The 14,848-nt window shown below is 71.4% G+C and carries 15 protein-coding genes; 2 read left to right on the top strand and 13 right to left on the bottom strand.

The features are described 5' to 3' along the window. Position 1: 1 nt before the first annotated feature. The 4 genes from ACWD3E_RS22360 to ACWD3E_RS22345 are packed head-to-tail and all read right to left on the bottom strand — an operon-like array spanning position 2 to position 3,940. Positions 2–1,078, bottom strand: a complete 1,077-nt coding sequence (locus ACWD3E_RS22360; RefSeq protein ID WP_451389282.1) for an ABC transporter ATP-binding protein — start codon at positions 1,076–1,078, stop codon at positions 2–4. Between the two features lie 5 nt (positions 1,079–1,083). After that, complete coding sequence (locus tag ACWD3E_RS22355; RefSeq protein WP_451389281.1) at positions 1,084–1,902, bottom strand: ABC transporter permease; 819 nt, start codon at positions 1,900–1,902, stop codon at positions 1,084–1,086. After that, on the bottom strand, positions 1,887–2,786 hold the full coding sequence (locus ACWD3E_RS22350) for an ABC transporter permease (protein ID WP_451349398.1): 900 nt from the start codon (positions 2,784–2,786) through the stop codon (positions 1,887–1,889). The genes ACWD3E_RS22355 and ACWD3E_RS22350 overlap by 16 nt, the downstream gene beginning before the upstream one ends. Next, a complete protein-coding gene (locus ACWD3E_RS22345) occupies positions 2,783–3,940 on the bottom strand; it encodes an ABC transporter substrate-binding protein (protein WP_451389280.1) in 1,158 nt (385 codons plus the stop codon). Before ACWD3E_RS22345 ends, ACWD3E_RS22350 begins: the two co-directional genes overlap by 4 nt. 236 nt (positions 3,941–4,176) lie before the next feature. Between ACWD3E_RS22345 and ACWD3E_RS22340 the strand changes: the two genes are divergently transcribed. After that, the gene (locus ACWD3E_RS22340; RefSeq protein WP_451349400.1) at positions 4,177–4,917 is read left to right on the top strand and encodes a GntR family transcriptional regulator; all 741 of its coding nucleotides are present in this window, start codon (positions 4,177–4,179) and stop codon (positions 4,915–4,917) included. A gap of 28 nt (positions 4,918–4,945) precedes the next feature. On the opposite strand, the gene ACWD3E_RS22335 is transcribed toward ACWD3E_RS22340, so the two are convergent. From ACWD3E_RS22335 to fmt, 9 genes are all read right to left on the bottom strand, one after another. Further along, a complete protein-coding gene (locus ACWD3E_RS22335) occupies positions 4,946–5,398 on the bottom strand; it encodes an Lrp/AsnC family transcriptional regulator (RefSeq protein WP_067129751.1) in 453 nt (150 codons plus the stop codon). A gap of 27 nt (positions 5,399–5,425) precedes the next feature. After that, positions 5,426–6,916 (bottom strand): amino acid permease, encoded by a 1,491-nt coding sequence (locus tag ACWD3E_RS22330; RefSeq protein WP_451389279.1) that lies wholly within the window; start codon positions 6,914–6,916, stop codon positions 5,426–5,428. A gap of 309 nt (positions 6,917–7,225) precedes the next feature. After that, positions 7,226–8,668 carry a GuaB1 family IMP dehydrogenase-related protein gene (locus tag ACWD3E_RS22325; RefSeq protein ID WP_451389278.1) on the bottom strand — a complete coding sequence of 481 codons (1,443 nt, stop codon included), beginning with the start codon at positions 8,666–8,668 and terminating at the stop codon, positions 7,226–7,228. A gap of 131 nt (positions 8,669–8,799) precedes the next feature. After that, on the bottom strand, positions 8,800–9,141 hold the full coding sequence (locus ACWD3E_RS22320; protein WP_451389277.1) for a barstar family protein: 342 nt from the start codon (positions 9,139–9,141) through the stop codon (positions 8,800–8,802). Continuing rightward, entirely contained in the window at positions 9,138–9,578 is a 441-nt protein-coding gene (locus ACWD3E_RS22315; RefSeq protein ID WP_451389276.1) for a ribonuclease domain-containing protein, read from the bottom strand. The genes ACWD3E_RS22320 and ACWD3E_RS22315 overlap by 4 nt, the downstream gene beginning before the upstream one ends. 51 nt (positions 9,579–9,629) lie before the next feature. After that, entirely contained in the window at positions 9,630–10,673 is a 1,044-nt protein-coding gene (locus ACWD3E_RS22310; protein ID WP_451389275.1) for a sugar-binding transcriptional regulator, read from the bottom strand. Positions 10,674–10,763: 90 nt separating this feature from the next. Further along, positions 10,764–11,450 (bottom strand): ribulose-phosphate 3-epimerase, encoded by a 687-nt coding sequence (rpe, locus tag ACWD3E_RS22305; protein ID WP_451389274.1) that lies wholly within the window; start codon positions 11,448–11,450, stop codon positions 10,764–10,766. A gap of 114 nt (positions 11,451–11,564) precedes the next feature. After that, positions 11,565–12,983 (bottom strand): RsmB/NOP family class I SAM-dependent RNA methyltransferase, encoded by a 1,419-nt coding sequence (locus ACWD3E_RS22300; RefSeq protein WP_451389273.1) that lies wholly within the window; start codon positions 12,981–12,983, stop codon positions 11,565–11,567. 57 nt (positions 12,984–13,040) lie between these two features. Then, positions 13,041–13,973, bottom strand: coding sequence for a methionyl-tRNA formyltransferase (gene fmt, locus ACWD3E_RS22295; protein WP_451389272.1), 933 nt, complete (start codon positions 13,971–13,973; stop codon positions 13,041–13,043). A gap of 256 nt (positions 13,974–14,229) precedes the next feature. Here fmt and ACWD3E_RS22290 point away from each other — a divergent pair, with 256 nt between their 5' ends. Next, positions 14,230–14,772 carry a hypothetical protein gene (locus tag ACWD3E_RS22290; RefSeq protein WP_451389271.1) on the top strand — a complete coding sequence of 181 codons (543 nt, stop codon included), beginning with the start codon at positions 14,230–14,232 and terminating at the stop codon, positions 14,770–14,772. Positions 14,773–14,848: the final 76 nt, after the last annotated feature.

Genomic DNA, 14,848 nt, shown 5'->3' with positions numbered 1-14,848 from the left:
CTCACTTCTGGATACGTTCGGCCACCAGCACCGGCCGCTCGGGCAGCGACACGTTCACGGCGCTCCCCGCGCCGAGCCCGGCGGCGTCGTGGGCGGGCAGGTCGGCCTTGGCCTCGGTGCCGTCGGCGAGCCGTACGGTGACCCGGACGACCGCGCCCAGGAAGGCGGTGGCGACGACCCGGGCGCTGCCCTGCTCGTCGGCCTGCACGTGGACGGCCTCGGGCCGCACCAGCACGTCCACGGCGCCGTCCGCGACCTCGCCGTCGGCCGGCAGCCGCTGTCCGAGGACCTCGGCCGTGCCGTCCTTCAACTCGCCCGGGATGCGGCTCATCGTGCCGACGAACTCGGCGACGAAGGCGGTGGCGGGGCGGCCGTACAACTCTGCGGGCTCGGCGCACTGTTCGAGCCGTCCGGCGCGCATCACGGCGACCCGGTCGGCGATGGACAGCGCCTCTTCCTGGTCGTGCGTGACGAACAGGGTGGTGATGCCGAGCTCCTGCTGAAGCCGGCGGATCTCCTCGCGCAGGCTGAGTCGCACCTTGGCGTCGAGCGCGGACAGCGGTTCGTCCAGCAGGAGGACGCGGGGGCGCAGGGCGAGCGCACGGGCCAGCGCGATGCGCTGCTGCTGCCCTCCGGAGAGCTGGTGCGGGTACCGCTCCCCCTTGTCGCCGAGGCCGACCAGTTCCAGCAACTCGGCGGCACGGGCGCGCCGTTCGGCCGTACGGACCTTGCGCATGCGCAGTCCGAAGGCGACGTTGTCGACGGCGTTCAGGTGCGGGAAGAGGCTGTACGACTGGAAGACCATCCCGGCGTCGCGGCGGTGGGCCGGGACATGGGTGACGTCCTCGCCGTCCACCAGCACCGCGCCGGCGTCGGGGTGTTCGAACCCGGCGAGCATGCGCAGCGCGGTGGTCTTGCCGCAGCCGGAGGGGCCGAGCAGGGCCAGGAACTCCCCGGGGCGGACGGTCAGGTCGAGTCCGTCCAGGGCGACGGTGGTGCCGAACTCCCTGCGGAGTCCGCGGAATTCGACGGTGGCGGCCTTCTGGCCGGCGGCCTTCTCAAGCGTGGTGGCGGTCATGGTGTTCATCCCCGGGAGGAAGCGGTTCGGGTACGGCCGCCGGCACCGGCGAGCGCGAGGAGCAGGGCCCAGGTGACGAGCAGGCTGAGCACGGAGACGGCGACGGACATCTGGGCCTGCGATTCGCCGATGTTGTAGATCCACACGGCGAAGGGGGTGTAGCCGAGCAGATGGGCCACGGTGAACTCGCCGAGGACCAGGGCCAGCGTCAGGAAGCCGGAGTTCAGCAGCGCCCCGCGCAGATTCGGCAGGACGGCCCGGACGAGGGCCTGCGGCCAGGAGGCGCCGCAGCTGCGGGCCGCCTCGACGAGGGTCCGTACGTCGATCGCGCGCAGGCCCGCGTCGAGGGCCCGGTAGACGAACGGCAGTGCCATCACGACGTAGGCGAGGACCAGCACTACAGGGAAGTTCTCGTTCTGGATCGCCACGAACGTCTGGAACAGCGGGGTGCGGGACAGATGGTCCGGCCCCCACTTCAGCACGGTCACGATCCCGGCGGAGAACGCGATCGGCGGCACCACCAGCGGCAGCGAGCACACCAGCTCCACCACCGGCCGCAGCCGGGGCGCGCCGAGCCTGAGCGCGACCACGGCGGGCACCATCAGCAGCAGCACGACGGCGATGGTGGCGGCGGCCAGTTCCAGCGAGAGCAGCAGGCTGGAGACGAAGCCGTCGGCGGACAGGATCTTGGTGTAGGCGTCGAAGGTCACGCCCTGGCCGGGCACGTCGATGCTGAAGACCACGGACGCGCCGAGCGGCACCAGGAAGTACAGGGCGGCCAGGCCGAGGACGGCCCAGCGCCAGGGGGTCAGGCGTCGAGCCATCGGGCGCTCCGTCGTTGCAGGGGCAGGTACACGGCCATCACCAGGCCGGCCACCAGGACCATGTCGAGGCTGAGGGCGAGGGCCACGTTCTCCTGGCCGACCAGCACGTTGCCGGACAGGGCGTCGGCGATCTGCAGGGTGACCAGCGGGACCGCGCTGCCGACCATGGCGGCGGCGGTGGCGTAGGCGGCGAAGGCACTGCCGAACAGCAGCACGAAGCCGCCGAGCAGGGAGGGCGCGAGCACGGGCAGGGCCACGTGCCGCCAGTACTGCACGCCGGTCGCGCCGTTGTTCAGCGCGGCCTCCCGCCACTGGGCCCGCAGGCCGTCCAGGGCCGGGGTGATGGTGAGGACCATCAGCGGGATCAGGAAGTACAGATAGACGAGGACGAGGCCCCAGAAGCTGTACAGGTTCCAGCCGCTGTCCCTCAGGCCCAGGTGCACCGTCAGCACGCCCGCGTTGCCGAGGGTGGCGACGAAGGCGAAGGCCAGCGGGACACCGCCGAAGTTGGCGAGCACGCCGGAGGCGGTCAGCACGGCCTCGCGCAGCGCGCGGGAGCGGGAGCTGACCACGGCCTGGGCGAGCGGCAGCCCGAGCAGAGCGCCGAGTCCGGCGGAGATCGCCGACAACTTGACGCTGCCGACCAGGGCGGTGAGGTACGGGCCCTGCAGCGAGTTCGTCAGGTTCTCGCCGGTGTACGACGTGGCGCCGCTCGTCGGGTCCTTGACCGTGAAGGCGCCGTTCAGCATGGCCAGGGCGGGCAGGCCGAAGGCGATGGCCGTGAACACCAGCAGCGGCACCACGGCGAGCCAGCCGGGGGCGCGGCGCCGCCGCTTCGCCGAAGCGACGGGCGCCACGTCCGCACGCGTGAGAGCGGCGGTCATCCGGAGACGGCCTTCCCCCAGCCCTGCGCGAGGACCGTCTTGGCCTTGCTCTGCTGGTCCTCGGTCGGGAAGGAGGGGGTGCCGGTGACCTGCGGGAGGCCGGCGGCGGCGGTCTTGTCGAGGGTGCCGGCCTTCTCCATGGCGGGCATCAGGGCCGGGCGGGCGAAGCCCTGGAGCCACAGGTTCTGGCCCTCGGCGCTGTACAGGTACTCCTGCCACAGGCGCGCGGCGGCCGGGTGCGGGGCGTCCTTGGTGACGGCCTGGGAGTAGTACTGGGCGTACTGACCGTCGCTCGGGACGGAGACCTTCCAGTCGAGGCCCTTGGACTTGAACTCCTTGGCGTAGCCGGCGTTCAGGTAGTCCCAGTCGATGCTGATGGGCGTCTCGCCCTTCTCGACGGTGGCCGGGGTGGACTCGACCGGCGTGTAGTTGCCGTTCTTCTTCAGCTTGGCGAAGAAGTCCAGGCCGGGCTGGATGTTGTCGAAGGAGCCGCCGCCCGCGAGGGCCGCGGCGTAGACGCCGCCGAAGGCCGAGCCGGACTTGGTGGGGTTGCCGTTGAGGGCGACCTGGCCCTTGTACTGGGGCTTGAGGAGGTCCTTGAAGGTGGTGGGGCACTCCTTGACGCGCTTGGCGTCGCAGCCGATGGAGATGTAGCCGCCGTAGTCGTTGAACCAGCGGGCCTGCGGGTCCTTCTGGCCGGCCGGGATGTCGCCGTAGGAGGCCACCTTGTAGGGCGCGAGCAGGCCCTGCTGGGCGGCGCTCAGCGCGAAGGAGCTGCCCAGGTCGAGGACGTCGGGGACGCGGTCCTGGCCCTTGCGGGAGGTGACGGCGTTGATCTCGTCCTGGCTGGTGCCGTCGGGGCTCTCGTCGTCGATCTTGATGCCGTACTTCTTCTGGAAGCCGTCGATGACGGCGCCGTAGTTGGCCCAGTCGCGGGGCACCGCGATGATGTGCAGCGAGCCCTCCTTCTTGGCCGCCTTGACCAGGGCGTCCATGCCGCCGAAGTCGGCCGCGGAGGTGGCGGTGGCGGCGTTCTTGCCGTCCTTGGTGGTCGACGCCTTGTCGGGGGCGGCGCCGCAGGCGCTCAGCGCGAGCGCGGCGACGACGGCGAGGGAGCCGCCGAGGACGGCGTTTCGCGGCAGGGACACGGTCACGGTCTCTCCAGGGGTGCGCACGGGGGTGAGGCGGTGCGATGGGCTTGTTGCCGAGAACTTGTCGAGAACTTGTCTGAACAAGTTGACCCAAGTACGCCCGCACCCGGTGTCCTGTCGGTGAACGCAGAAGAAACCCTGTCCCCTGATTCGCTGCACAGTTACGGTTGACACGGATCACCTGAATCCGTCGATTAGGCTGGTCACGCTGTGCACAGTCGCCTACGCAGAGGGGAAGCATGACGGCGCGACACGAGGAGATCGCCGACGAACTGCGGCGAGCCATCGACCGTGAGGAGTACACGGTCGGCAGCCGGCTGCCCTCGGAGTCGGAGCTGGCCGGGCACTACGGCGTGTCCCGCGGCACGGTCCGCCAGGCCGTCGCCGCCCTCACCTCCGAGGGCCTGATCGGCTCCCGGCAGGGCGCCCGCCGCGTGGTGCTGGCCAGCCGTCGCAGCCAGAGCTTCGAGGAGCTGCGCAGCTTCGCGCAGTGGGCGCGGGCGATGGGCCGCGAGGCCACGGGCCATGTCGCGGCCCAGGAGTACCGCCCGGCCACGCACGAGGACGCGGTGCGGCTCCAACTCGCCGTCGGCACGCCGGTGTTGCACGTGCTACGGGTGCGCGGCCTGGACGGCGAGCCGGTGCTGCTGGAGCGGACGGTGTACGCCGACTGGATCTCCCCGGCAGTCGAGGCCATCGAACCCGACTGCCCCTCGGTCACCCAGCGCCTCTACGACGACACGGGCCTGGTCTTCGCGTACGGGGAGCATGTGATCGACGCGGTCGCGGCGGGCGCGCAGGACGCCGAGCTGCTGGGGGTCCGCCGCACGAGCCCGCTGCTGCGGGTGCAGCGCGTCACCACGACACGCGAAGGGCGCCCGGTGGAGTGGTCGGACGACCGCTACCGCTCGGACGCCGTGAGCTTCAGCGTGCACAACTCGATCGGGAACAACGCGCTGGCGCGGAAGACGGCGGAGTAGAGCTCCCCGCCCGCGCACCTGGGGATTTTCAGCCCGGCGCGCCTGAAGAGAACCGCCGGAGCAGCGGCGAGAGCACCAGCACCGACTTGGTCCGCTCGACGAACGGCTCCCCGGCGATCCGCTCCAGCACCCGCTCGAAGTGGCGCATGTCGGAGGCGAACACCTGGGCGATCGCGTCCGCGTCGCCGGTGACGGTCGACGCGGCCACGACCTCCTGGTAGCGCTCCAGCCCCCGCTGGATGGTCTCCGGCGACGTGTTGCGCCGGCAGTGGATCTCGATGTAGCCCTCGGTCTCCCAGCCGAGCGCCGCCGGGTCCACCCGGACGGTGAACCCGGTGATGGCTCCGGTGGCGCGCAGCCTGTCCACGCGCCGCTTGACGGCGGGCGCGGACAGGCCGACGAGCTGCCCGATGTCCGCGTAGGAGCGGCGGGCGTCCTCGGCGAGGGCGTGCACGATGCGTTCGTCGAGATCGTTCAGCACTGAGGGTGGTTCACTTCTTCGGTTCGGTCACTTCTCTGCCGGCACCGCAACGTCCTGCTCGGTCGCGAGACGGGAACGGCGATAGCCGTATACGAAGTAGAACACGAGCCCGACCGCCATCCAGACACCGAACACGATCCAGGTGACGCTGGACAGGCTGCCCATCATCCAGACACAGAACGCGAAGCCAAGCGCGGGGAGCACCGGCGACAGCGGCACGCGGAAGGTGCGGTTCATGTTCGGGCGGGTGCGGCGCAGCACCACCACGGCGATGTTGACCAGGGCGAAGGCGAACAGCGTGCCGATGCTGGTGGCGTCGGCGAGCTGGCCGAGCGGGATCGCGGCGGCGAGGACACCGCAGAACACCGACACGATGATCGTGTTGGCGCGCGGCGCACCGGTCTTCGGGTGGACCTTGGCGAACACCTTGGGCACCAGGCCGTCGCGGGACATCGCGAAGAGGATGCGGGTCTGGCCGTAGAGCACGGTCAGGACGACGCTCGCAATGGCGATGACGGCGCAGAACGCCAGCAGGGTGCCCCAGAAGCTCTGGCCGGTGACGTCCTTCATGATCTGGGCGAGCGCGGCCTCGGAGTCGTTGAACTGCCGCCACGGCTTGGCACCGACGGCGACGGCCGCGACCAGCACGTACAGGGCGGTCACGATGACGAGGGACAGCATGATCGCGCGGGGCAGGTCGCGCTGGGCGTTCTTCGCCTCCTCACCGGCGGTGGAGGCGGCGTCGAAGCCGATGTAGGAGAAGAACAGCGTGGCACCGGCCGCGCTGACGCCCGCCATGCCGAGCGGCATGAAGTGCGAGTAGTTGCCGGACTTGAAGCCCATGAAGCCGATCGCGCAGAACAGCACGAGCGCGGCGATCTTCACGCACACCATGATCGTGTTGGCCCGCGCCGACTCCTTGGCACCGCCGAGCAGGAACACCATGGCGAGCATCACGACGATCAGGGCGGGCAGGTTGAAGATGCCGCCGTCGACGCCGGGCGGGTTGGCCAGGGCGTCCGGGATGGTCACGCCGATGGTTCCGTCGAGCAGCTCGTTCAGGTACTCGCCCCAGCCGACGGCCACGGCGGCGACCGAGACGCCGTACTCCAGGAGCAGGCACCAGCCGCAGACCCAGGCGATCAGTTCGCCCATGGTTGCGTATGCGTACGAGTACGAGGAGCCGGCGACCGGGATGGTGCCCGCCAGCTCGGCGTAGGACAGGGCCGAGAACAGCGCGGTGAGACCGGCGATCACGAAGGAGAGGGTGACGGCCGGACCCGCCTTGGGCACGGCCTCGCCGAGGACGACGAAGATGCCGGTGCCGAGGGTGGCGCCGATGCTGATCATGGTCAGCTGCCACAGTCCGAGGGAGCGCCGCAGCGAGCCTCCCTCACCGTGGCCGCCCTCCGCGACCAGGCGTTCCACTGGCTTGCGACGCATCAGCCGCGCGGCGACGCCCGGGGATGCAGGGGCGGCCGTTCGTTGGTTCTGCGGGGGTGCGCCTTGGTCGAGCACGCGCTGGCTCCTTATCGCTGACGTTCAGATGGAGCGGGGACGGGCGGGGGCCTGCGAGGGCAGGAACCCGCCGAGCGGAGTCCCCGCCACGCTACGTACAGCGCAGCACCCTATGAGGCCGGGCTTCACGTGCGTAATGCAGCAACCTTGCGCATCCCCGGATGATCATTGCGTTCATCCCACCGGTATGACAAATCGTTGCGCGTGGGCTACCGAACGTTGTGCAAGGGACTTTTCGGGCGCGGAAACAGCGACGGCCCCCGCTTTCCCGTCAAGGAGAAAGCGGGGGCCGTGCTCGATCGGCTCGGATCAGTTCCAGCTGGCGTGCAGCGGCTTGCCCTCGGCGTAGCCGGCCGCGCTCTGGATGCCGACGATGGCCTTCTCGGCGAACTCCTCCAGGGAGGAGGCACCGGCGTAGGTGCAGGAGGAGCGGACGCCCGCGATGATCGAGTCGATCAGGTCCTCGACGCCCGGACGACCCGGGTCGAGGTACATGCGGGAGGTGGAGATGCCCTCCTCGAACAGCGCCTTGCGGGCCCGGTCGTACGCCGACTCCTCCGACGTGCGGTTGGCCACCGCACGCGCGGACGCCATGCCGAAGGACTCCTTGTAGGCGCGCCCGTTGGGGTCGTGCTGGAGGTCGCCCGGCGACTCGTACGTACCGGCGAACCAGGAGCCGACCATCACGTTGGACGCACCGGCCGCGAGGGCCATGGCCACGTCGCGCGGGTGGCGGACACCGCCGTCGGCCCACACGTGCTTGCCGTACTTCTTCGCCTCGGCGGCGCACTCCAGGACCGCGGAGAACTGCGGCCGGCCCACGCCGGTCATCATGCGCGTGGTGCACATGGCGCCGGGGCCGACGCCGACCTTGATGATGTCCGCACCGGCGTCGATCAGGTCCTTGACGCCCTCGGCGGAGACGATGTTGCCCGCGACGATCGGCACCTGCGGGTCGAGCGCGCGCACCACCTTGATGGCGCTGATCATCGACTCCTGGTGGCCGTGCGCGGTGTCGATGACGAGCGTGTCCACGCCGGCGTCGAGCAGCTGCTTGGCCTTGCCCGCCACGTCGCCGTTGATGCCGACGGCCGCCGCGATGCGCAGCTTGCCGTCCTGGTCGACGGCCGGCGTGTACAGCGTGGCGCGCAGGGCGCCCTTGCGGGTGAGGATGCCGGCGAGCTTGCCGTCCTTGTCGACGGCCGGGGCGTAGCGGCGGTTGTGCTGGTCGAGGGTGTTGAAGGCCTCGCGCGGGTCGATGTCCGCGTCCAGCAGGAGCAGGTCCTTGGACATGACCACTTCGAGCTGGGTGAAGCGGTCGACGCCGGACAGGTCCGCGTCGGTGACGACGCCGACGGGCCGGTGGTCCTCGTCGACGACCACACCGGCGTTGTGCGCCCGCTTGGGCAGCAGCGCGAGCGCGTCGGCGACGGTCTGGTGCGGGGCCAGCACGATCGGGGTGTCCAGCACCAGGTGGCGGCTCTTCACCCAGGAGACGACGTCGGTGACGACATCGATCGGGATGTCCTGCGGGATGACCACCAGGCCGCCGCGGCGGGCCATCGTCTCGGCCATGCGGCGGCCGGCGATGGCGGTCATGTTGGCGACGACGAGCGGGATGGTGGTGCCCGTGCCGTCCGGCGAGCTGAGGTCCACGCCCTGACGCGAGCCCACCGCGGAGCGGCTCGGCACCATGAACACGTCGTCGTACGTCAGGTCGTACGCGGGCTGGATGTCATTGAGGAAACGCACGTGCTGCACATCCCAGTCGATCAGAGGTGACCCCCCGACGGGTGCGCCGGGGGGAAAGAGCACGTACTTCATTGTCCCATGTGGGGGCCCTGTCATGCCTCCACAGAACATCCAGGCTGCCCGGAGGGGCCTTAGGAGGATCCTCCAAGGGCCAGGACGACGGCGAGCGCGGGCGTGCGGTCCACCGCCTCGGCGAACACGTCCTGCGCGGTCCGCCACTCGTCCGCAGCCGCCTCGGCGTACGGCCGCCAGCCCCGCACGACGAGCAGCAGCCCCTGCTCGACGGCCGCCTCGGGCCAGACGGTGTGGTCGGAGAGGGAGTCGACCAGCGCGTCCCAGTTCCGCCCGAACCAGTCGGGCAGCGCCAGCGCACCGGCGACCCGGTCCATGAGGCCCGCCTTGTCCGTGACCCCGTCGAGGTCCAGGGTGACGACGAGCCGCCCCGTCAGGTCTTCTGTCGGCTCAACGCTCATCTCAGCACCGCCCGGAACGACTTGTAGTGATCATCGGTGTAGTAGATCTCCGCGTGCTCTCCGGTGACGATGCGCCGGGCGCCGCGGTCGCGCGAGCCGGGTGTCCGCACCGTGTACTCGTGGTAGTAGCCGCGCTCGTGGCTGGGCAGCCGTCCCTCGAAGTTCCCGAAGACGACCCCGTCCCGGGCGTACGGAAAGGGTCCGCCCTGGTCGATGAGGGCCAGGGTCTGCCGGGCCTCGGCGGGCAGCTCGGACGCCTCGACGGTGCGCATGCCCCGGACCCAGGCAGGGGTCGGGACCGCTGTGCCCGTCGAAGCATGCGTGGTGGAGGAGCCCGAGGAGCAGCCGGTGAGCAGGACGGCGAGGACGACCAGAAGCCCCGCGAGCGCACGGGGCACGCATCGCCCGAGCGCCTGAGGGACGAACCGCAGCAGCATGCCGACGATGCTGCCACGGCCGTCCCGCTACGACGACGCCACGACCCGCCGTCAGGACCCGTCGGGATCCGCGCGGTTGAGCGCGGGCTTCGGCGTCGGCCCCGCCGTCATCAGGTAGTCCGCGGCCGAGGTGTCCGTGACCAGGCTGGTGACCAGCCCGGAGCGGAGCACCGCGTCGATCGCGGACGCCTTGCGCTGCCCGCCCGCGATCGCCACGACCTCCGGGATACGGCGCAGCTGGTCGGCCGTGACCGTGATGCACCGCTCCCCCAGGTCCCGCCCGATCCGGCGCCCCTCGGCGTCGAAGAGGTGCGCGGACATCTCGGCGGCGACACCGAGGGAGGCGTAGTGCGCGCGCTCCTCGTCGCTCAACATGTCGTGCACCGTCGAGATGCCCGGCTCCCAGGAGCCGATGGAGACGCAGGCGACCGTGACCTTGTCGAAGTACTCGTAGGCCCGGGCGATCCCGGTCTGGTTGCGCAGCGCCGTCGCCGTGGCCGCGTCCGGCAGCAGCATCGGGGCGTAGATGGGGTGCGCGTCGCCGCCGGAGACCTGCGCGGCCCGGCGCACCGCCTCCACGGAGCCGCGCTCGGCGGTTCCGGCGTCGTACACGCCCGTCAGCTGGACCACCGTGCACGGCGGCAGCCGGTCGAGCGCCGCCGCCATGTGGATGGTGGACCGGCCCCAGGCCAGGCCCAGTACGTCCCCCTCGTTGACGAGCTCGCCGAGCAGGTCGGCGGCCACCTCGCCGAGGTTCTCGGGGTCGGGGGTCTCCTCGGCCTCAGCCGGGGACTCGACCACGACGGCGTGCCTCAGGCCGTAGCGAGCGCGGAGCGCGTCGGAGCGCTCGGCGTCCAGCTCGGCCGGCACACGGATCTCGATGCGCACGAGATCCCGTTCGAGGGCGGTTTCCAGGACCCGGGCCACCTTGAAGCGGCTGACGCCGAACTCCTCCGCGATCTGGATCTTGGACTTGCCCTCGAGGTAGAAGCGGCGGGCCATGGCCGCCGCCTGCACCAGCTCAGCGGGTCCCATCCGCATGGCTGACCGGCCCGCCGACATACCCGACACGGCGATCTCCTCACTGCTGTTCACACTCTGGACTCGCCGTTCATCCTTGCAGATTCGGCGCAACTGATCCGCCCTGATGGGCGCCGTTCACTTAAGCGTTCACGTTTGGACGGCTCAGTGGCCGCATGACCAGGACGCCTTCGCGGTGGCCGCCTCCGCCTGGGCGCGCAGCGCACGCACGGCCTCCGCCGGATCCCCGGCGCCGTACACCGCGGAACCGGCGACGAAGACGTCCGCGCCCGCGTCCGCGCACCGCTCGATCGTCGAGGCCGAGACACCGCCGTCGACCTGCAGCCAGAGCTGGAGACCGTGCTTGTCGATCAGCTCTCTGGTACGGCGGATCTTCGGCAGCATGATGTCCAGGAAGGCCTGGCCGCCGAAGCCCGGCTCGACCGTCATGATCAGCAGCATGTCGAGTTCCGGCAGCAGGTCCTCGAAGGGCTCGATCGGCGTCGCGGGCTTGAGCGCCATCGAGGCGCGCGCACCCTTGGCGCGGATCTCGCGGGCCAGCCGCACGGGGGCGGCGGCGGCCTCCACGTGGAAGGTGACGGACGAGGCGCCCGCCTCGACGTACTGGGGCGCCCAGCGGTCGGGGTCCTCGATCATCAGGTGGCAGTCCAGCGGGGTGTCCGTCGCACGGGCCAGGGACTCCACGACCGGCACGCCGAGCGTGAGGTTCGGGACGAAGTGGTTGTCCATGACGTCGACGTGAAGCCAGTCGGCGCCTTGGACCGCCTTGGCCTCCTCCGCGAGTCTCGCGAAGTCGGCGGACAGGATGCTGGGATTGATCTGCGCGGCCATGACCCAAGACTGCCATGCCCGGAGCACTGATGTTCGCCTCGGTCCACAGGCGAGGCCGTTCGTCCTACTTGTCCGACGGTATGACGACGCCTGTGGAGAGAGCGAGCACGCGGGTCAGCCGGTGCGGCGGATCAGCGCCAGGTACATCGCGTCCGTGCCGTGCAGATGCGGCCACAGCTGCACATCCGGCCCCTCGCCGAGCGCGGGGACGCCGGGCAGCATCGGACGGGCGTCGATGAGGTCGGTCTCCGGGCGCTGCTTGAGCACGTCGGCGACGACCGCGCGGGTCTCGGCGAGGTGCGGCGAGCAGGTCGCGTAGCCCACGACCCCGCCGACGCGCACGGAGTCGAGCGCGGTGAGCAGCAGGGCGCGCTGGAGCGGCGCGAAGTTGTCCAGGTCCTCGGGGCGCCGCCTCCATCGCGCCTCGGGCCGCCGGCGCAGCGCGCCGAGCCCGGTGCACGGTACGTCCATCAACACGCGGTCGAAGGTGCCGGGCCGCCACGGCGGCCGGGTCCCGTCGGCGGCGATCACCTGATAGGGCCCGGGGTTCCCGGCCAGCGCCTTGGCGACCAGACCGGCCCGGTGCGGCTGCTTCTCGGAGGCGAGCAGCGCGGCTCCCCGCTCGGCGGCCAGGGCGGCGAGCAGCGCGGCCTTGCCGCCGGGCCCCGCGCACCCGTCGAGCCACTTCTCGTCGCGCCCCTCCAGCGGCGCGTTGGCCAGGGCAAGGGCCACCAGCTGGCTGCCCTCGTCCTGCACCCCGGCCCGCCCCTCACGCACGGCCTCGACGGCACCCGGCTCGCCGCCCTCGGTGAGCCGCACGGCATACGGAGACCAGCGCCCCGGCACGGCCGCGTCCTCGCGCAGCAGCTCCTCGGCGGTGGCCCGCCCCGGCCGCGCGACGAGGGTCACCTCGGGCCGCTCGTTGTCGGCCTCCAGCAGGTCCTCGATACCGGCCCGGCCGCCCCCGAGCGAGTCCCACAGCGCGGAGACGACCCACCGGGGGTGGGAGTGCACGACCGCGAGATGGTCCTCGGGATCCTCGTCATAGGGCGGCGCGACCTTCTCCAGCCAGCCGTCCAGGTCGTCCTGGGCCACCTTGCGCAGCACGGCGTTGACGAACTTCGCCCGCCCGTCGCCGAGCACGACCCGCGCCAGCTCGACGGAGGCGGAGACGGCCGCGTGCGTGGGGATCCGCGTCCCGAGCAGCTGGTGCGCGCCGAGGCTCAGCACGTCGAGCACCGGCGGGTCGACCTCGCGCAGCGGCCGGTCGACACACGCGGCGATGACGGCGTCGTACGTGCCCTGCCGACGCAGCGTCCCGTACACCAGCTCGGTGGCGAGCGCGGCGTCGCGCGCGTCGAAGTCGCCCTTCTCCCGTGCCTTCCGCAGCAGCGGCGGCAGCACGAGGTTGGCGTACGCGTCCCGCTCGTCCACCGCGCGCAGCGCCTCGAAGGCGATCATGCGGACGGGGTCCTTCTGGGGACGGCGGTAGGGCTTGGCGGGCTTACGGGGCCGCCGGGACTGCTCAGTCACGAAAAAGGTGCTCCGGATATGGATGGACGTGCGAATCCCAGCCTACGCCGGGGGACCTCAGCCGCCGAGGGTCTCGCCCTCGGCGATGCGCACACCCCGGGCCCAGTCGGCCGCGCGCATCGGCTTCTTGCCCTGCGCCTGCACCCACAGCAGCTCGACGGCGTAGGAACCGGTGCCGACGTGCACGCTGTTCTTGCCGACGGCCAGCTGCCCCGGGGCGAGGTCGGTCCGCTCGGGCACGGGCGTGACCTGGATGAGCTTGAGCCGCTCGCCGCGGAAGCTCGTCCAGGCGCCGGGCGCCGGGGTGCAGCCGCGCACCACGCGGTCCACCCGGAGCGCGGGCGCGGCCCAGTCGACCTGCGCGTCCTCGACGGTGATCTTCGGTGCGAGGGTGATGCCCTCGGCGGGCTGCGGTACGGCCTTCAGGGTGCCGTCCTCGATGCCGTCCATGGTCGCGGCGAGCAGTCCGGCACCGGCGAAGGCGAGCCGGGTGAGCAGGTCACCGCTGGTGTCGGTCGGCCGGACCACCTCGGTGACGGTCCCGTACACCGGCCCCGAGTCGAGCCCCTCCTCGATGAGGAAGGTGGACGCCCCGGTGATCTCGTCCCCGGCCATGATGGAGTGCTGCACCGGCGCGGCTCCGCGCCAGGCGGGCAGCAGCGAGAAGTGCAGGTTGACCCAGCCGTGCGCCGGGATGTCCAGGGCGGCCCTGGGCAGCAGGGCGCCGTAGGCGACGACGGGGCAGCAGTCGGGCGCGATCTCCTTGAGCCGCTCCAGGAACTCGGGGTCGCGTGGCCGGACCGGCTTCAGCACCTCGATCCCGGCCTCCTCCGCCCGCTCGGCCACGGGCGACGCGACCAGCCTGCGCCCCCGCCCGGCCGGCGCGTCGGGCCGCGTGACGACGGCGGCCACCTCGTGCCGCCCGGAGGCGATCAGAGCGTCCAGAGCGGGAACGGCGACCTCGGGGGTACCGGCGAAGACGAGCTTCATGGGCAGGATCGGGCCTCTCGGGCAGGGTTGGACGGGCAGCGCACCAGTCTATGACCAGCTCCCCCTTCACCGCCCCGCAGGTTTCCCGGCGGACGGGCACAGGTGGTGCGCGGGTGGGCGACAGGCGTACGCATATGCCCGTACGCCCCCACCCCGTGACCAGCGGAGCGGAAACGCGTTGGTCAAGAGAGAGTTGACCACATCGGGCCCCTTTCACGGCCCAATTCCTTTCAACGCCGGTTCGAGAGGCTTGTTCATGGCCGACCACGCAACCCACGACGCCCAGGCCCGGGCCAGCCTGCACTTGCTGGTGCGGGACATCGAGCGGGTCCGCCGCCAGGTGGAAGCCCTGCGCACGCTCACGGCCCAGTTGGGCAACGTCTACCGCCCGCGCCGCTCCGGCCCGTCCACGGGCTTCGTCGTCTACGGACGCGCCCCCGCCCCGACGGTCCGCCTCGCCCAGGAACTCCGGGACAGTGTCGAAACCCTGGTCACGGCCGCCGTGGACTTCGACCGCTCGCTCGGCTTCTCCTGGGATGCGGTGGGCTCGGCGCTCGGGGTCACCAAGCAGGCGGTGCACCGCCGTTACGGCGCCCGCCGCGCCGCGACCCAGACAGCCGCCGAGGCCGAGGGGACGCCGGAGCCGTCCGGCACCCGCACGCTCAACGTGAACTCCGGCCTGCCCGTGGTCCCTACGGTCCCCGCAGCCCGCTCCATGCCGACCCAGCCCACCGCCGGCAGCCCGACGCTCCGCGACGACGCCCGCCCGACAGCCTTCCCGGGGCCACGCAACGGCTGACACCACCTCACCCTGCCCTCCCGGAGAACGGCCGGGAGGGCAGACACGTGCAGGTATGCGCGCGAGCGCAGCCATA

Source organism: Streptomyces sp. NPDC002676 (assembly GCF_053592455.1).
This window is presented reverse-complemented; position numbering and strand designations above follow the sequence as displayed.